Genomic DNA, 15,505 nt, shown 5'->3' with positions numbered 1-15,505 from the left:
AGTGTTCGATTTTTACAAGTACACTATAGAGAGCCCTTTAGCCAAAAGCTAACGTGAAATGATGGTGTTCAGCCCGTGAACCAGACTAGGCAAGTCTGATTCACCGTAACGATTTTTGAAACCCCTCATAGTCAGGTAATACTTTTGGGTATTCATTACTTTATATATCTCAAACTATCAGATTAAGCAAGAGCTAGCCTTCGAGCTGTGACACGTTTTGGGGCAGAAACGTTTTAAGGCATGCCCCTCTTTTTGACAAAATAATGTTGGTTTATATTAAAGCAATACGGAATACCAAAACACTTTACCGATGATCTTAATCTGTTTAAGGTCATCGCCTTCGCAGCGCTCGTCTGGCCATTCGTCTGTATTAAAGCTGCGTAAGCGCAATCCGCCACCTGGTAACTTATATAATGTTTTTATGCGTAGCATACCATCGTGATTAATGGCGTACATTTTGCCGTCGATTACGCTGGTTTGTGATGTGTCTACTCCGACCGTTGAACCGTTGGGTAACACTGGTTCCATGCTGTTGCCATTCACTCGCACGCAAGCAGCATTAGTTGGATCTACACTTGATTTTCGTAGTGTTGACTTCGCAAACCGTAATTTAGGCCCGTGATACTCACTTACTTCCGCAATACCGTGTCCTGCGGCTAATTCTACTTCCATATAAAATGGTATCTCTACTTCATCATCACTTAGCGGTGTACCACTGTCCCATGTTTCCATTGGACCAGCCCATTCAGCATTGCTGGTTGGCTTGATTTCTTTGCCAAACAATAGCCAATCAGGCGTGCATTTAAGTGCTCTTGCAAGTTTATGAAGATTCTCACCTTTGGGTGCGGTGTCACCAGACTCCCACTGTGAAATGGTCACACCTGATACTCCAACTTTTTTACTTAGCTGGATCTGAGTCAGTTTTGTTAGTTTTCTTCGCTCTTTAGAGCGTTCACCGAGTGTTTTCATATAAGTTATCTTAAATCAATTTGACTTAGGTTTTATTAAAGCTTAAAGTTTATAAAATTTAGGAAAACTTAAACTTGAGGCCGTATGAAAAAGCAAATAGCTGTAGATCATTTTAAGGGGAAGTCGAATCTTGCGAAAGCACTAGGCATCTCACCAGCATCAGTTTCGCAATGGCCAGATGACGTGCCAGAGCTTAGGGCTTATCAGATTGAGCGTTTGACAAAGGGTAAGTTGAAAGCTGATTTACCTCGGCTTCAGCAAGCAAGTTAATTGTAGTTGTTAGTAGGGAGAAAAAGCATGAAACAAGTATCACGATTAAATTTATTGATGAAAGCCATTAATGCCTGGCTTGAGTTGCCAAAAGTCAGCCGTTCGGTGTTGGCCACTGCGGTAGTGCAGGCGGTTGATGACTTAAAGCTGGCGACGGTATTGGCTAAAGAAGGAATTACGTTTACCTACTCGGATGATATTTACAACGATGCCCGAGTAAATGCGCAAAAGATTTTCCGCTGGCTTGGGCAGTACGAAGGGCAGCATGCGGTGCCAGAACGCTTGTTTCATGTTGAACAGGCGATATTGGCCGCGATGCCTGTTGAGTTACGCATTCGTTATTTGAACGATGTTTATAACATGGTCGGTGTGACAGTGGTGGTTGATCACGTTAGTGATGGGTTGTCGTTAAGCACTAATGATTTGGCTGCAACGCTAACAAAGGAAAATTGTGAGGCGCAAATAGCGGTAATTCGATTGGGTATTGAACCTACGCGCCATGAAATTGAGCAAGCTTACCGCGAATTACGAGAGTCGCGCGGGACTACGCAGGCGGCTATGGATGTTTTTGAGCGTAGTTACCCTTATTTGTCGAACAAATCACTTAAGTCAGTTGGTTAGTTATGACTGATAACGTTGATGAAGCTAACAAAATAGTTGAACAGCATTTAACCAGTGTATTGGCCAAGACGAAACCGAATTTACCGCCATTAACTGGACGTTGTTTTTATTGTGAATCACCGACGGTTGAACGTTTTTGCGATGCGGATTGCCGTGATGATTATGAACGTGAACAACGCAAAATATTAATGCGTAAGCGGGGATGATATGACTCAGTTAAGTGATAACAGTTTGATTGAAAAAAAAGAGAAGTGGGTTATTGAAAAAACGGGCGAAAAGGTTTCTTTTACTCGATTTTTGGGAGAACAGGTGCACGAAAGTTATGCACCAGTCTCACAAGAAGTTGCGGGTATCTATGCGGCGGCTATTGTCCAAGGTTTTCAACCACCACGTTGTTTGAGCTATCTCGATAAACTTACTTCGTGCAATCAAACTGATTCCGAATTGAATAAAGATGTTTCACCAGAGTTTGCTGATTTTTTGCGGAAGCAGGAAGAAGCCGCCGATCCAAAGGTTGCATTGTTGGTTGCTCAGGCTGGTGTATTGATGATGAAGGCTGCGGCCTTGGCTAAAGATGCTTCACCTATGTGTGAAATCGATTTTAGACGTAATAGATCAACTTTGTATGGGTTTAGTACCTTAGATAATTTTAGCCGTTCACAGGTTGGCCGAATGATTGAGGTGTTAAAGCGTGAACCCGAATTGCTTGAGGTTAACGCAGACCGCTTGGAGGCTATTGCGGTCAAGATTGTGAGTAAAGTGCTGTTAGGTGATGACAGTAAGTTGTTGTTACCACAAGTCAGCGTGGATTGGTTTATGGGTTATTTGTTGATGAAAGAAAAGCGTGCCGAGCGTTCAATTGAAGTAACAAGAATAGACCCGGTTAATCAGGCCAAACATATCAAACGCCGTAATATTTATTATCAGTTACGCACTAATTTGGCGCGGGATATTTATTTTGAAAATAGAAATGGATGATCAACTTTTTTGTATGTGTGTTTTGGAAATAAGAAACCCCGCTTAAGTTTGGCGACTGAGTACGGGGTTAATACCTAAAGAGAGGCAATAATATGTTACTCAAGCATTTGTGTTTCGTCAATTTAGCGTTTGCTGAGTTGTTTGTGTGGGAGTGCCCCGCATGAGTATGGAATTAATGGTTAAGGCCATGAAGGCGAAAGTGGGTAATCCGCTGCGCAAGTTGGTGTTACTTAAACTGGCTGATAATGCAAACGACCAAGGCGAGTGTTGGCCTAGTTATAATTACATTGCTGAGCAGTGTGAAATGAGCCGTCGTAGCGTGATGGACCATGTGAAAAAACTCGAAAAGTCGGGCTTTTTACGTCGTGAATATCGCAAGGGTGTTAAGGGTAATTCGTCTAATGTTTTTCATCTGGATTTTGATGAAAACACAGGTTTAGGTGGTGAATCTGCTGCACTACCTAGTGAATCTGTCGCACTACCCCCTAGTGAATCTGCTGCACTACCTAGTGAATCTGCTGCACTACCCCTAGTGAATCTCCTGCACCCAGAACCAGTCACTTTAGAACCAGTCAATGAATCTTTAAAAGATTTAGTCACCACATCAAAAAAATCACCTTTTGATTTTTCAAGTTGGCCAGCTTTGCCAGGCAAACAAGTTTTTAAAGATTGGTTAGCCGTGCGTAAGCAGAAAAAAGCCAAGTTAACCCAAACTGCGATAAATCGCCTGGCACCGCATTTGGTGAAAGCGGTTGAGGCGGGTTGTTCGGTTGATGCGGTTTTTGAGTTGTGCGTGTCACGTTGCTGGATTGGTTTTGAATTTGATTGGTTGGTTAACGCTGGCTTGGTTGCTAGGCAAGCGGTTAAGGCTGATTGGTCACACGCTGTTTTTGACCCTGAGGATCCCTTGATATGAAATCGATTCAGTCAGTGATTAATTCAACTCAGGTGGGAATGCCAAACGCTGGCCGCGCTAACAAGCAGCCATCGGCTATGGATATGGCGATTGTTGACAGTGTGTTTAATAAACTTCGTGTGTTGTTTCCGGTTGGCGCGCCAAAGGTTGAGGATGAAGCAGCCCACAAAAGTGAGTGGCTTAAAACGTTGGCTTTGCAGGGAGTTAGAACCAAAGAACAAGTGCAAATGGGGTTGAACAGGGCTAGACGTGAGCAGGGTGACCGCCAGTTTTGGCCAACGCCACGCCAGTTTGCGTTGTGGTGTATGCCTACAGCTTGTGATTTTGGTTTGCCTGATTTGGATTCGGCGTTTCGTGAGGCTAAAAAACATTATCACAGCCCGATGAAACACAAGTGGAGCCATGATGTTGTTAGGTTGGCGGTGCGTGAGTGTGGCTCGTGGTTGTTTGCGACGGGCATTGAAAAAGATGTGTTGATCATGTTTACCCGCCAGTACCAGATTATGTGTCGTAAGTACGGCAAAGGTGAGTTGGTTGACGTTGAGTTGCCTAAGGCGTTATCGACCCGTGCGACACGGCGCATTGAACCTGCTGAGGGCAAGGCCTTTGTTGCAAGTTTTAGACGTCAACTTGGTTTAAGGAGTGCTAACGATGAATAACCCAGTTAAAAAACCGTTAACCCAAAAAGAGCGTTTGTGTCGTGTGTTGAGTGCAGGCCGTTTTTTAACGCTGTATGAGATCCAGCAGCAGTGTTTTGACCAGTTTGGTGTGCACGATAGCGAAACGGCATTGAGTGCTAGATGGCGTGATTTACCTCATTCGGTTAAGCAAAAGCGCCGCCGTGATAGGTGCCATGCCTGGGAATACAGGTTGGTGGCTTGATGGTGAAGGCTGCGAAAGGGGTTGAGGTGGGCAAGTTAAACGATGCGGCGTTAAAACGTTGGTTAAGCGGTGGTGTTATACGTGATTATCGTGATCCTCAATTTCCTGAAATTCGTTTACGTGCAGCAACTGGCCGAACGCGGGCGAGTGTTCATTTGGTGTTGAATGAAAACGGTAAAACGGTTTGGCAAAAGGTGGGCACCTGGCCAAGCATGTGTATTAAAACCTTGTGTGCTGACTTACCGGTGATGTTGGCTAAACGTAATGTGGGCGGCATGGTGACGGGGCAGTTTGATTCGGTCGGCAGTTTGCTTGAGTGGTACCAGGAACACATTGCCAATAACACTACCTACAGCAAAAGTTGGCGCAGTAATATTAAGTCGATGATCAAGTGTCATTTGTTGCCGAGGTTGGCTGATGTTCGTTTAGCGAATGTGAGTTTTATGACGATTGACGGCTATTTGGTTAAGCCTATGTTGGTTGAGGGGTTTTCGCCTAAGTACATTCGTGAGGCAGTGAATAAGTTAAAAGCGGTGTTTGCTGTGGCGTCAAAGCTGCGATTGATTAATGCTAATCCGCTAGCCGGTTATCGGGTGACGTATTCAATTAAGGTGGGTGATGTGGTTGATACTCGGTTGTTTGAGTCTGATTTAGCTAAATTGTTTACTCGTTTAGGTGCAGTGGTGATGCCGGTGCAGATGTTGTTTGTGTTGATGATGATGTTTGGTACTCGCATTAACGAGACTCGATTAGCTAGATGGGAGCACTTTGCGGGTGATTATTGGGTGATACCTGCCAGCAATGCCAAGAATAACCAAGAGCATCGAGTGCCTATGACCGATTCAGCTAAGGCACTTATTGAGCATTATAAGCGTTGGCAGTTGAAGCATGTTGGCAAAAGGGCGTATTTGTTCCCTGGCAGTGTTGGCGCTATTTCAATTCGTTCTGCTCATGATTGGCATACCCAGATTAGGTTTAAGCATTTCACTAGCCATGATTTACGCCGTTTGTTTAGGACCATTGTTGCTGACTTAGGTGTCGATACGATGATTGGTGAACGATTGCTTAATCATGCCTTGCCTGTGCTGCTGCGTAAGTATGTTAAATCAACCCTAGATAAGGGCATGAGCCAAGCGTTAGACCAATACCATCAATATTTAATTTATCGTGGATTTTCTTCTGTTGCGCCCGAGATATTGCCTAGATCGTCAGTGGAAGTTGGGAACGGTCAAACCCTGACTGCAAGTGGCTGGCTGTGATGATCACTGCATCATTGTTAGTAGAATATGCAATTAGAGGTTTTTGGGGGCGAAATGGCATTACGCGGGTTTGATTTTTTGAAAACGGGCAGGAATATTCGCGGGCTAACCCAGACCGAAGTGGCCGAGATTTATGGGGTAAGCGAGCGGACTTATCAGCGTTGGGAACGGGGTGATGTGAGAGTGCCATTTGATGATGTTTCGGCAATATGCGCCCAGGTGTTTAAGTTAGGGATAGATGAAATAAGTGCGCTTATTAGTGGTGAAGAATAATGGCGAAGATTAATGTGCAGCAGCTGCAGCATCAACAAGTAACGCTGAACATGAAAGCGTTACGTCATGGATTAACACGCTGGGGTAACTATTGGGCCCATCAAGAATATGGACAAGGGTTCGCAAGCCGAAGCCAGTGCGACAAGTTAGGCGAGGTGATTGTTTACGGCAGTTCGGCAGTGGTCGAGATAACGCCCCCGCGTGAAGTAAGGCAGTTCGATATGATGATTGAGCAGTTAGCACCGCAATGCATACGGGCCATTAGAGCGCACTATGTCTGCAAAGGGCAGTGGGCCTTGATGGGATTCGATAGTAAGAAGTCTTATGTGTACTGGTTGAGAAGGGCAGAGATTGAAATAGTGGAGTGAGATATGTTGATAATTCAAGGTGTTGGGTTGACTCACCTCAAATGCGAGCTGTTATCATTTGAGGTTAAAAAATAAATGGGTCCTTCTGGCTCGGTGCACTGCGGTGGTGGATAAGCGCAGTGCTTCACTATTTATGAAAAATTTAGGGGGTTGCGTTGTTGTTTTATGGGCTTGATCTCTGCTATTCAATTTTACCTAAAAAATAAACCTATTAAGTTAATGAATTAATTGTGTTTTACCCTACATATGATAGTGCGCAATTCCACTCAACTTTTGATCGTCTTAAACCACAACTTTTGATCGCCTAAAAATTTGTGCCTATAACTTCAGTTTGATGCTACTTTTAATGCACTGGTTAAATTGATGTAACACTAGTTCACTAGTTCACTAGTTAAGGATGACTATGAGTAACGCCACAGAATTGTATTGTATTGAATCCACCTCTGAAATGTCGATCATCGAAGAGATAATTCAAAATGAGTTGAAAAGAGCCGACGACTTACCCCAAAAGTTAGCGGTAAACGTTTTTACCAAGGACAATGGTTTCTGTTGGGATTACGATCGTTCCGTTCCCATTTCTTTTGAACAAGAAAAAGTATTAGTCAAAATCGTGCACACTGCATTTAAATCAGTAAGGCGATAACTTACTAAAAATACAGATGTATTCCTTGCTAACTCATTGTCACCCGCGATTATTGGCTACGAAGAAAAGAATGGCTACTTGATGTAGCCATTTTTATGGGCGTTTAACGGTGGTTTTCTGCTGCCTAAAGCACAGCGTATGCGTTTTAAAGGCCAAGCAAAAAATACTAAGCTAACTTTTGGTAGCTGTAACGTCTTACTCTAATGTATTGATATTGTTAGTTTTGTTTTTTACATTTGACGTTGACACTTTTAACGTGCCATTTACGTTTTATATTTGAGTGTAAGAGTCATTAAATTGCTTTACTTCAAAGACATAGAAAATGTAGGATGCTATTAATCAATAACTTAAGCGGGCGGCTTTATCGGTCGAGGCGTTCAGTAAGCAGTTAGGTTTTAATCACTCCTTATTTACTATTCGAGATACCTGAGGTTGCCTTAAACCAAATTTTTGTCCTAATGCAGATTGGCTTTCACCTCTCCCATTGTTATACATTTTTTTGATTAATTTATTGCGTTCAACTTCACTCATGTCATCAGGATCAAATTTTGACATTTGGCTAAATCCTTTTCCACCAACTGTTTGGGTTATAGTTTCTACTTTACCCGATTTACGCTTAACAGAGGCTTGTAGCATTCCGCCTTTATAAACTATTGTAAACTCATCTGAAGGTTTGATCGCAGGCATGCCAAAATGATCAAATAAAGCAGGTACAGGATGTTTAGGTGGCATTTATATATACTCTTGATGTATTGATTTGTATACATGGTATTCATTTCATTGTTCGATGTCAATTTGTGTTTTAAATATATATTTAATACTATAAGCAAAAGATCAGGCTATTAAATTAAAAAGCCTAACAAATAAAACAAGGACAGAAACAGTAGGCTTGCGCACCTTCGTCGCTAATTTTAACCAACTGTTTTTGCCTGTTAACAGGGCGTTGGTACCAAAACATAACCACACACGCTGATTACCTACAAACAAAAATGGCTACTTGATGTAGCCATTTTTATGGGCGTTTAACTGCGGTTTTTTATCGTAAACGGGCTTGTTTCTCTGCCAGTCTTGCTAGTGTCGCAATTTGTTGGTTTGCGGCTTCACTGATTTCTAGCAATTGCTCAAGAGATAAAAAGCGGGGTTCGCGCATGTACTGCACTAATTTATCGCGGCTGGTGACAAACTGGTCATCATTTATCGGTTGCGAGCTGACTATTTTGCCGCCTTCCCATGTAAACATCATGCGCTGACGCTCAAACGGGTGTGTCGTGCGGCTAAGTCGCTTTTGGGCTTCGTTAAAAGCATTAATGAAGTTGATCTTAAGTTCGGCAGCTTTGGCACCGGTAAAGCCCATCACTAAAAACATGAAACCGTCTTTGGTCAGGTGGTAACACTTTAAATCACGTTGACTGGTGCCAACCTGTTGATTTTGCACGTTAGCGCAAAAATGCGCTGACGTAAATTCACTTGGGGCATCGACTAGAATACGGTCAATTTTGCGTAATACATCTTTATGTTGTTTGCCAAAATAATCGGCGACGATCAGTGAATTGGTAATGGTTTGTTGGCCGTTAATAAAGACCAATTGTGCAGGGTAGTTTTTAGACTGTTGTAAATTCATTGGGTGACACTCCTGTGTTCGAGAGTAATCATCACCTAACGGTTCGAATCATTGGGTGATGAGCTGAGCAAGGTTCGAACTACCGTCACAGGAACGGCCAACCCGAAGGTTGCCTCACCCAGCCCATCATAGTAGTGATGCGCCGAGTCACGCAATAAAAAACCAGCACTAGGCTGGCGACAATTGCGCCTGTGAAACTGCGGGGTTCGAATCCCGGCATTGGATTTTGCCAATGCCTAAACAGTATCGCCCCACTCAGGTGCATTTGTCAATTTTACTGATGAGTTATCATTTAACTGAGTTATCGATAACCCTTCAGCCATTTTATAAAGCTATCATGGTGTCATCGAGAACCTTTGATCACACGGCTATTTGCTACCTAAAGCAAAGCGTTTGCGTTTTAAAGACTTAGAAAAAATAAGGGAATATTAAGCGGTTATGTAGACTTCCGCTTTCGCCTAGACTAAAGAGTGATTGATTAGAAATGTGAAATCTGATAAGTTGCTGAAATTATTGGTAATCAAAGTTATATGGACGCTGGATTTTGATTGGCATTCTGTGAATGTTTATCTGATTCACGCTATTAGGCAATTCAAAAGTATGAGCACAGAATTAGTAATTCAATTAATCATTTTAGCTACAGCCCTTGTTGGTTTGTATAAGGCTGCAACTTTTAAACCTGCCGAGAGCTCCTCTGATGGTAAAACTGAAACCAGTCCCGTGTCGGAAGCAGTTGCAGGTCTTTTAGACTTTGTTGGTATGTTTGCATTTATGTTGGCGATGCCTGCTTTTATTTGGGCTTTTACAGCAATAACATCAAATATTGGCTCATCGTCTACTCGTAATGAAGTTGTTCAATACACAATTCCATATGAAATAAGTAAAGAACCTTCTCAAACGGAACTTATGTTAATCGCCGCATCCCAAATTCCATATGATCCATCTAGAGGTTCGGCTTTAGAAAAAGTATCTAATTTTGCCATTCAAAAGGGTGACTATAAAATGGCCGTGTTAGCGGCTTCATCAATTCCATATGAACCGTCAAGAGGCACGCAACTAGAAAAGGTTATTGAATCAATTGAAAAACAAGCAGGTGAAAAATTGCCTAACAAGAAAATCAGCAATGACTAAAAACAGCGCGCTGTTCGCTCCGCGCCATTTTAGCTCAGTATTTTAGCTCAGTATTTTAACCTGTTATTTAGGCGTTAGGCTTCTAGGAGATTTTCCGCACAAATGGATGATTTTTTCAAAACAAAAGTTGGTTTTACAGTTGGGCTTTTGGCTGCAGTATTTGCAATCAAACCTCTTGTAGATGTATCTGGGGATTTAGGGTTTGAATTTTTTGCACTCAATCTTACGATCAAACACGCATACTTTTTCTTGACCGCTTGCTTGGGTTTAGCTGTTTACTTCATTTCATTGCAATTTGCTTCATCTAAACATTTGAAGTTATTCGATACACTTAGTAATATTTGTTATTCGATAGCCTTAGCAACTCCACCAATTTTCCTACTTTTTTGGGCATTGACAGCAACAGCATCTTTAATTGGTAGTCTATTAACGCAGATACCCCCTAGCGTTTTATCTGTTACTGCGGCGTTTCTTTCAGGTTTTTTTGGCAAGAAACTCATTAAACTCTTATCTCAAACCATTAAGAATAAATTTAATGAAGAAGAAATAGCAAAAGAGAAAGATGAAGATTTAGAGTTACTAGCTAGGGCTGAAAAAGCGTTTTCGGTTGGTATTTATGATATGGCTGTAAATGAATCAGCACGCGTTGTAGAGGCGTTATTGCGAAGGGCTTTAAACTATGCGCATGTTCCTTTTTCCAATCATCATACTTTTATGGAGCTCGTTCAACTAGCCGGAGATACGAATATTCTGTCATTAAAGGAAATTGAGTTACTTCATTTGATAAGAAAGACAAGAAATAAAGCAATGCATGAAGGGGAAACTACAAAGGAGACTGCAGAACACATAATGAACATTTCAAGTTTGTTTGTTTCAAAAATGGTACGTGTGTTTAATGAAAGTAAACCAATGTAAATTGCCATGCCATAAAAAGCCTATCAAGTCACTTAAAAGGACAAGAAACGAAACATGGTCAGCCACGATTATTTTTACATTTGACGTTGAAGTTTAACATGGCCACCCACGATTACTTTTTACATTTGACGTTGACACTTTTAATGCACAATCAAAATGTTATATTTGAGTGTAAGAGTCATAAAGTTGCTTTACTTCAAAGAAAAGACATAGAAAATGTAGGATGATATTAATCAGTAACTGAAACTGTCGGCTTTATCGGTCTAGCCGTTCAGTAAGCTGTTATGTTTCTAAGGTATTTCCTAATGTATCAATCTATCAATAATGAAATCGAAAGTGTTCTTGAAGAAATTGGGCAAGATCATGTTAAAGAATATGATTACCTTTTGGATGGTCTCTATTCGATAAATGTTGCTGAAGATATTGAATATCAAAAAAGGTATCGTAAATTTTGGGTTATGAGATTCATTTCTCCTGTCTCAGAATTCAATAAAAAATATTTTGAGTTTTTAGAGAATAATAAAAATAATGCTATATTATCTTTTGCTGAAGTTTGTAGTTACTTTGATGGAGTTACTACAGATCTAGAGAGTAAAAAGTCATCATTTCAATTTTCATTTATAACAAAGCTCATGCATATGATCGATGGTATTTTTCCTATTTATGATTCAAAAGTTTGTAACTTTTACTTCATTCCTAAAACTAGTAGTTCTAGTTATGATGAGAAAAAAAAGGACTCAATAGCTTTAGTCGATTACCTCATTTATGAACAGAAACAAGTTAACTCTTCGAGTGCAATAACTGATTCAATTGTTAAATTTAGAACCAAATTCACTCCTAAGAATTTTTCTAATGAGAAAATTTTAGATTCATTGATTTGGGGGTATGTGAAGTCACGAGAGAAACGCATAAAAAGGCATTTAAACGGAACTAAAACAGTTAGTTAGATTCCACTTCGCTACACATTATAACCAACAATTTTAGTCCGCTTAATGCGGCGTTAGGTGAAGGAGGTCACTTGCGAATAAATTTAAATCAAATCAGCCCTCTTCCTGTAGAAGCTATCGAATTTCTAGATGAACTGAGTCAAAGAAGTTCAGTAGAAAAGCTAATTATATTTGGTTCTAGAGCTTGCGGTGATTATGACAAATATTCAGATATCGATTTAGCCGTAGTCGCCTCATCTTTTACTAAAGCTGATTGGGTCATGTTGCGCGCAAGAGCAATTCATGATGTTAGGGTTGTGTTCAGAATATCGATTGTTAACTTTTTAAGTAACCCAGACTGCTTGCAACAACGAATTTATAACGATGGAGAAGTCATATATGAGCAACCCAAGAAAGCTATTGGATAGCCTTGGTAATTTTCGTAAGGCGGTTGACAAGTTAGAACAAGCACTTCAAATCCCCAAAGATCGTGAACTTGTTGTTGAAGGGACAATTCAACGTTTCGAGACAGTCGTAGAATTGGTATGGAAGACGCTTAAACGTGGTTTGAAATATGAGGGGATTCATCCAAATAGTCCACGGGAAAGTATGGTTGAAGGTTTTGCAATAGGTTGGCTAAACGAAGAGATAGTTTGGCAAGATTTATTAGATCACCGTAATAAATCGTCTCATGAATATTTAGATGATGACTTTATTGAGGAGTACTACGATGAGATTAAAGTTCTTTTTAAGCCGATTAAAGAACTCCTTGAGTTTTTAGAAAATAGATACGAGAGCCTACTAAACTAATCACCTAACAAACCCATTCATGATACCGCCTACGGCGGCGTTATGAGCTAGTCGCAAAGTGGAGTATTAATGTTTTTCGGAAATAAAGATAACGCTCAAATACTGGCTGAGTTTCTACGCAAATCCGGCGCGGCTCATATTGATAATGAGGTAAGAGCAGTTCGCCTCTCTTTAGCTAGAGATATAATTAATTATATTTATAAATCACCTGAAGGGTGGGATGAACGTTGCACCTTTAACATCAAGCACATTGGCGACCAATTCCTCAAGTGGTTAATGAATTTTGACCCCCAGAAAGGAGTAGATATTGATCACATTTACTCAATGAGTTATAGGTTTGTTTGCGAATTTGATTTTTTAGTTGGCGCAGGCCAAGAGCTTGGTATGGAATTGCGGTCCATAAAAACCAAAATGCAGGATGACATAGCTGAAATGGATGACGATGTTAAATCGCAAATGATTTACGCCTCATACATAATGCCCGCCAACATCGCAAAAGATTTTATTAACGATGCAAATATTGGTGTTTTCAAGAATTTTGAGCAGAGAAAAGTAGAAGCCGAAAAACTTAAAGCTCAGTGGGACGAAGAAATAGAACAAAAGAAAATAACCACAGAGGCATTGAAAGACAAACTCGACGAATACAAAATCGGTTTTAATTTTGTCGGCCTGTACAAAGGCTTTTCCGATCTAGCCATCAAAAAAACCAATGAATCCTTCTGGCTCTTCTGGTCATTAATTTTCATGGGCATAGTCATTGTCTCCCCTCTGATATTTGAAATTATATTTGCTGCGCGCGAAATATACGGTGGTCAATCCTTCTCAGCCAATCACTTAATCATTCTAATTCCACTAATCTCCGTTGAGCTTATTTTGATCTATTTTTTCAGAATAATCCTAGCCAATTATAGGTCCGTGAAAGCTCAAATCATGCAACTTGAACTAAGACAGACGCTTTGCCAATTTATTCAAAGCTACGCCGGATACTCTGTGGAAATTAAGAAGCAAGATTCTGGAGCACTGGAAAAATTTGAGAACATAATTTTCAGCGGAATTCTTTCAGACCCTGAAAAATTACCTAGCACCTTTGATGGTCTTGAGCAGATAGGTAACTTAATTAAAAGTGTGAAAGGCTCATAACAATTGGTTCAAACCGTCCGCTTCGCTCACTGGGACGGGCTAAGATCGCCCTTTAACCAAACGTCAATTTCTTTCACTATAGTTAACATAATGTGATTTCAGAGTGCTGAAGGCTCGTGGTTAACCTTTTTGTCCATCAATGATTTTGCCGATAGCTTGTGCACCATTTCTATTTGCAGCAAATCACTTAACCGATAACTTTTAAATCAAACCTAGAAATTATCGGTTTTACATATCACATAAATCCAATTTTACCAACGCCATATGTGGCGTAAAACACGCCATATATGGCGTATTTTTACCCCTGAAAACCGCTATAGTTTATATAAGCTTGATACCACTGCGTAACTGGCTTTGCTTCCTCTCTTGTTAGATCATCGCCGTTGGGCTCCTGTATTGGAGCCCTTTTTTTTGCTCATATTTACCAGGTGCTGCATGAATATTAAAACTAGGCTTTTGGCGCTGGGGTTATCTGGCGTTTTGCTTACTGGCGGTGTGTTAGTTGCCACGGGTGAAGGTGAAGTATTACACACCTATGTTGACCCAGCGGGTATAGAAACGGCTTGCTTTGGCCAAACAGGCCACAACATAAAGCTTGGCATGGTGTTCACTAACCAGCAGTGTTTAGACATGCTGGCTACTAGCCTTAAAAGCTTTGACCGTGAACTTGTAAAGTTGACCCCGCCATTAAGCGAGGGTGAACATATTGCTTACCTGAGTTTTATTTACAACATTGGGGCCGAGGCTTTTGGGGCTTCTACGCTGCGTAAAAAGTTGTGGGCGGGTGATCGCGTTGGCGCATGTAACGAGTTGCTAAGGTGGGTTTATGCCAAAAAGAAAAAGTTACCTGGCTTAGTTAAACGCCGCTCAAATGAGCGGCGTTATTGTTTGAGGGACTTGTAATGTTTAACGACTTTAAAACCACAGTGCTGTTATGCATTGTGCTGATTATGGCTACGCTGTTGGGCATTACCGCGTTGGGTATTAACTCACTTAACGCCACTAATAAAGCGTTAAGCCATGACTTACTGCAATCGCAAGTGAGTGTTGATGCGCTATTAAGCAGTAACGATAACCAAGCCGAACGCATTAACACGCTTGAACGTGATTACCGCGTAATGACCGAACTGAATGCCAGGCATAGAAAACAGGTTGTTGATTTACAAGCCACACATGAAAACAAAATAGTTAAAGCCAATCTGATTAAGGACTCACCCGATGAACCGACAAAAGATTGGGCTAATGCTGTGTTGCCTATTGATGCTTTGCAGCTGCTCAAGCCAGCCGATTGTAAAAGTGGTGACGCAGACCAAAACGGTTTATGTGTTACCGCCGCCAGATTGGTTGGTGCTGTGCCGCAACGCTGATTTTGTGGGTAGTACCAATATTGATTTACTTAAACACTCACTTACCCAAACTAATGCGCTAGCAATGTGTAATGCAAACATGCAGCGCCTACAACAATGGCGGCAACAATATGAGCATAACGACTGACCTTAGCGCAAAACTCACCTCGTTATTGTCTTACCTTGCCTCGTTTTTTACCGCAGCTGGCAGTTATGTGAACGATATGGATATTGGGGTGTTAGTCGGCGTGTTGTGTGCTGTGTTTACCGCGTTTATTAACTGGTTTTATAAAGACCGCCAGCGCCAGCGTGCGACATTAAAAAGTGAGCGTGACGCCCGAATACAAGCGCTGCAAGAGCAAGTGTTGCTTAAACAGCTACAGCATATTGAACAAGAGCGATGTAGCCATGTGTTAGACGATATTCACAAGGACTAG

At 41.2% G+C, this 15,505-nt stretch carries 24 protein-coding genes; 21 read left to right on the top strand and 3 right to left on the bottom strand.

The window, feature by feature from the left end; translation table 11 throughout:
• Positions 1-276: 276 nt before the first annotated feature.
• Positions 277-969: a S24 family peptidase gene (locus FJ709_RS11295; protein ID WP_226410164.1), complete on the bottom strand. Its 693-nt coding sequence runs from the start codon at positions 967-969 to the stop codon at positions 277-279.
• An 84-nt stretch (positions 970-1,053) separates the two neighbouring features.
• On the opposite strand from FJ709_RS11295, the gene FJ709_RS11290 reads away from it, so the two are divergent.
• From FJ709_RS11290 to FJ709_RS11240, 11 genes are all read left to right on the top strand, one after another.
• Positions 1,054-1,239: a Cro/CI family transcriptional regulator gene (locus FJ709_RS11290; protein ID WP_226410163.1), complete on the top strand. Its 186-nt coding sequence runs from the start codon at positions 1,054-1,056 to the stop codon at positions 1,237-1,239.
• A 27-nt stretch (positions 1,240-1,266) separates the two neighbouring features.
• Positions 1,267-1,860, top strand: coding sequence for a toxin YdaT family protein (locus tag FJ709_RS11285; RefSeq protein ID WP_226410162.1), 594 nt, complete (start codon positions 1,267-1,269; stop codon positions 1,858-1,860).
• 2 nt (positions 1,861-1,862) lie between these two features.
• Entirely contained in the window at positions 1,863-2,066 is a 204-nt protein-coding gene (locus tag FJ709_RS11280; RefSeq protein ID WP_226410161.1) for a hypothetical protein, read from the top strand.
• 1 nt (position 2,067) lies between these two features.
• Positions 2,068-2,838, top strand: a complete 771-nt coding sequence (locus tag FJ709_RS11275) for a hypothetical protein (RefSeq protein WP_226410160.1) — start codon at positions 2,068-2,070, stop codon at positions 2,836-2,838.
• A 160-nt stretch (positions 2,839-2,998) separates the two neighbouring features.
• On the top strand, positions 2,999-3,754 hold the full coding sequence (locus tag FJ709_RS11270) for a helix-turn-helix domain-containing protein (protein WP_226410159.1): 756 nt from the start codon (positions 2,999-3,001) through the stop codon (positions 3,752-3,754).
• The gene (locus FJ709_RS11265) at positions 3,751-4,413 is read left to right on the top strand and encodes a replication protein P (RefSeq protein ID WP_226410158.1); all 663 of its coding nucleotides are present in this window, start codon (positions 3,751-3,753) and stop codon (positions 4,411-4,413) included. The genes FJ709_RS11270 and FJ709_RS11265 overlap by 4 nt, the downstream gene beginning before the upstream one ends.
• Positions 4,406-4,636, top strand: coding sequence for a hypothetical protein (locus tag FJ709_RS11260; RefSeq protein ID WP_226410157.1), 231 nt, complete (start codon positions 4,406-4,408; stop codon positions 4,634-4,636). The genes FJ709_RS11265 and FJ709_RS11260 overlap by 8 nt, the downstream gene beginning before the upstream one ends.
• Positions 4,636-5,895, top strand: a complete 1,260-nt coding sequence (locus FJ709_RS11255) for a site-specific integrase (RefSeq protein WP_226410156.1) — start codon at positions 4,636-4,638, stop codon at positions 5,893-5,895. The genes FJ709_RS11260 and FJ709_RS11255 overlap by 1 nt, the downstream gene beginning before the upstream one ends.
• 54 nt (positions 5,896-5,949) lie before the next feature.
• Positions 5,950-6,168: a helix-turn-helix domain-containing protein gene (locus FJ709_RS11250; protein ID WP_226410155.1), complete on the top strand. Its 219-nt coding sequence runs from the start codon at positions 5,950-5,952 to the stop codon at positions 6,166-6,168.
• Entirely contained in the window at positions 6,168-6,536 is a 369-nt protein-coding gene (locus FJ709_RS11245) for a hypothetical protein (RefSeq protein ID WP_226410154.1), read from the top strand. Before FJ709_RS11250 ends, FJ709_RS11245 begins: the two co-directional genes overlap by 1 nt.
• Positions 6,537-6,939: 403 nt before the next feature.
• Positions 6,940-7,179, top strand: a complete 240-nt coding sequence (locus FJ709_RS11240) for a hypothetical protein (RefSeq protein WP_226410153.1) — start codon at positions 6,940-6,942, stop codon at positions 7,177-7,179.
• Positions 7,180-7,578: 399 nt separating this feature from the next.
• Here FJ709_RS11240 and FJ709_RS11235 read toward each other — a convergent pair whose 3' ends face one another.
• Together FJ709_RS11235 and FJ709_RS11230 are read right to left on the bottom strand one after the other, a co-directional pair.
• Entirely contained in the window at positions 7,579-7,911 is a 333-nt protein-coding gene (locus tag FJ709_RS11235) for a hypothetical protein (RefSeq protein WP_226410152.1), read from the bottom strand.
• A gap of 304 nt (positions 7,912-8,215) precedes the next feature.
• Positions 8,216-8,800, bottom strand: coding sequence for a Rha family transcriptional regulator (locus FJ709_RS11230; RefSeq protein ID WP_226410151.1), 585 nt, complete (start codon positions 8,798-8,800; stop codon positions 8,216-8,218).
• 600 nt (positions 8,801-9,400) lie between these two features.
• Here FJ709_RS11230 and FJ709_RS11225 point away from each other — a divergent pair.
• The 10 genes from FJ709_RS11225 to FJ709_RS11185 all read left to right on the top strand — a co-directional run bounded on the left by FJ709_RS11225 (position 9,401) and on the right by FJ709_RS11185 (position 15,505).
• Positions 9,401-9,931, top strand: coding sequence for a hypothetical protein (locus tag FJ709_RS11225; RefSeq protein WP_226410150.1), 531 nt, complete (start codon positions 9,401-9,403; stop codon positions 9,929-9,931).
• Between the two features lie 102 nt (positions 9,932-10,033).
• The gene (locus tag FJ709_RS11220) at positions 10,034-10,846 is read left to right on the top strand and encodes a HEPN domain-containing protein (protein WP_226410149.1); all 813 of its coding nucleotides are present in this window, start codon (positions 10,034-10,036) and stop codon (positions 10,844-10,846) included.
• A gap of 305 nt (positions 10,847-11,151) precedes the next feature.
• Positions 11,152-11,793, top strand: coding sequence for a hypothetical protein (locus FJ709_RS11215; RefSeq protein WP_226410148.1), 642 nt, complete (start codon positions 11,152-11,154; stop codon positions 11,791-11,793).
• A 71-nt stretch (positions 11,794-11,864) separates the two neighbouring features.
• The gene (locus FJ709_RS11210; RefSeq protein WP_226410147.1) at positions 11,865-12,200 is read left to right on the top strand and encodes a nucleotidyltransferase domain-containing protein; all 336 of its coding nucleotides are present in this window, start codon (positions 11,865-11,867) and stop codon (positions 12,198-12,200) included.
• Positions 12,172-12,582: an HI0074 family nucleotidyltransferase substrate-binding subunit gene (locus FJ709_RS11205; RefSeq protein WP_226410146.1), complete on the top strand. Its 411-nt coding sequence runs from the start codon at positions 12,172-12,174 to the stop codon at positions 12,580-12,582. Before FJ709_RS11210 ends, FJ709_RS11205 begins: the two co-directional genes overlap by 29 nt.
• A gap of 69 nt (positions 12,583-12,651) precedes the next feature.
• A complete protein-coding gene (locus tag FJ709_RS11200) occupies positions 12,652-13,722 on the top strand; it encodes a hypothetical protein (protein ID WP_226410145.1) in 1,071 nt (356 codons plus the stop codon).
• A 435-nt stretch (positions 13,723-14,157) separates the two neighbouring features.
• A complete protein-coding gene (locus FJ709_RS11195; protein WP_226410144.1) occupies positions 14,158-14,625 on the top strand; it encodes a lysozyme in 468 nt (155 codons plus the stop codon).
• Positions 14,625-15,089 (top strand): hypothetical protein, encoded by a 465-nt coding sequence (locus FJ709_RS11190; RefSeq protein ID WP_226410143.1) that lies wholly within the window; start codon positions 14,625-14,627, stop codon positions 15,087-15,089. The genes FJ709_RS11195 and FJ709_RS11190 overlap by 1 nt, the downstream gene beginning before the upstream one ends.
• Complete coding sequence (gene lysC, locus FJ709_RS19725) at positions 14,983-15,216, top strand: Rz1-like lysis system protein LysC (protein WP_450103973.1); 234 nt, start codon at positions 14,983-14,985, stop codon at positions 15,214-15,216. The genes FJ709_RS11190 and lysC overlap by 107 nt, the downstream gene beginning before the upstream one ends.
• Positions 15,200-15,505: a phage holin family protein gene (locus FJ709_RS11185; RefSeq protein WP_226410142.1), complete on the top strand. Its 306-nt coding sequence runs from the start codon at positions 15,200-15,202 to the stop codon at positions 15,503-15,505. Before lysC ends, FJ709_RS11185 begins: the two co-directional genes overlap by 17 nt.

Origin of the sequence: Shewanella glacialimarina (genome assembly GCF_020511155.1) — a bacterium.
Classification (GTDB): Bacteria; Pseudomonadota; Gammaproteobacteria; order Enterobacterales; family Shewanellaceae; genus Shewanella; species Shewanella glacialimarina.
Note: the sequence above shows the minus strand (reverse complement) of the source record. Positions and strands in the feature narration are given on the sequence as shown.

Coding starts and splice junctions, on each gene's coding strand:
- FJ709_RS11280 (WP_226410161.1), top strand. CDS start 1,863: ATGACTGATAACGTTGATGAAGCTAACAAAATAGTTGAACAGCATTTA.
- FJ709_RS11245 (WP_226410154.1), top strand. CDS start 6,168: ATGGCGAAGATTAATGTGCAGCAGCTGCAGCATCAACAAGTAACGCTG.
- FJ709_RS11285 (WP_226410162.1), top strand. CDS start 1,267: ATGAAACAAGTATCACGATTAAATTTATTGATGAAAGCCATTAATGCC.
- FJ709_RS11270 (WP_226410159.1), top strand. CDS start 2,999: ATGAGTATGGAATTAATGGTTAAGGCCATGAAGGCGAAAGTGGGTAAT.
- FJ709_RS11200 (WP_226410145.1), top strand. CDS start 12,652: ATGTTTTTCGGAAATAAAGATAACGCTCAAATACTGGCTGAGTTTCTA.
- FJ709_RS11290 (WP_226410163.1), top strand. CDS start 1,054: ATGAAAAAGCAAATAGCTGTAGATCATTTTAAGGGGAAGTCGAATCTT.
- FJ709_RS11295 (WP_226410164.1), bottom strand. CDS start 969: ATGAAAACACTCGGTGAACGCTCTAAAGAGCGAAGAAAACTAACAAAA.
- FJ709_RS11215 (WP_226410148.1), top strand. CDS start 11,152: ATGTATCAATCTATCAATAATGAAATCGAAAGTGTTCTTGAAGAAATT.
- FJ709_RS11220 (WP_226410149.1), top strand. CDS start 10,034: ATGGATGATTTTTTCAAAACAAAAGTTGGTTTTACAGTTGGGCTTTTG.
- FJ709_RS11235 (WP_226410152.1), bottom strand. CDS start 7,911: ATGCCACCTAAACATCCTGTACCTGCTTTATTTGATCATTTTGGCATG.
- FJ709_RS11255 (WP_226410156.1), top strand. CDS start 4,636: ATGGTGAAGGCTGCGAAAGGGGTTGAGGTGGGCAAGTTAAACGATGCG.
- FJ709_RS11240 (WP_226410153.1), top strand. CDS start 6,940: ATGAGTAACGCCACAGAATTGTATTGTATTGAATCCACCTCTGAAATG.
- FJ709_RS11195 (WP_226410144.1), top strand. CDS start 14,158: ATGAATATTAAAACTAGGCTTTTGGCGCTGGGGTTATCTGGCGTTTTG.
- FJ709_RS11230 (WP_226410151.1), bottom strand. CDS start 8,800: ATGAATTTACAACAGTCTAAAAACTACCCTGCACAATTGGTCTTTATT.
- lysC (WP_450103973.1), top strand. CDS start 14,983: ATGCTTTGCAGCTGCTCAAGCCAGCCGATTGTAAAAGTGGTGACGCAG.
- FJ709_RS11185 (WP_226410142.1), top strand. CDS start 15,200: ATGAGCATAACGACTGACCTTAGCGCAAAACTCACCTCGTTATTGTCT.
- FJ709_RS11250 (WP_226410155.1), top strand. CDS start 5,950: ATGGCATTACGCGGGTTTGATTTTTTGAAAACGGGCAGGAATATTCGC.
- FJ709_RS11225 (WP_226410150.1), top strand. CDS start 9,401: ATGAGCACAGAATTAGTAATTCAATTAATCATTTTAGCTACAGCCCTT.
- FJ709_RS11260 (WP_226410157.1), top strand. CDS start 4,406: ATGAATAACCCAGTTAAAAAACCGTTAACCCAAAAAGAGCGTTTGTGT.
- FJ709_RS11190 (WP_226410143.1), top strand. CDS start 14,625: ATGTTTAACGACTTTAAAACCACAGTGCTGTTATGCATTGTGCTGATT.
- FJ709_RS11265 (WP_226410158.1), top strand. CDS start 3,751: ATGAAATCGATTCAGTCAGTGATTAATTCAACTCAGGTGGGAATGCCA.
- FJ709_RS11275 (WP_226410160.1), top strand. CDS start 2,068: ATGACTCAGTTAAGTGATAACAGTTTGATTGAAAAAAAAGAGAAGTGG.
- FJ709_RS11205 (WP_226410146.1), top strand. CDS start 12,172: ATGAGCAACCCAAGAAAGCTATTGGATAGCCTTGGTAATTTTCGTAAG.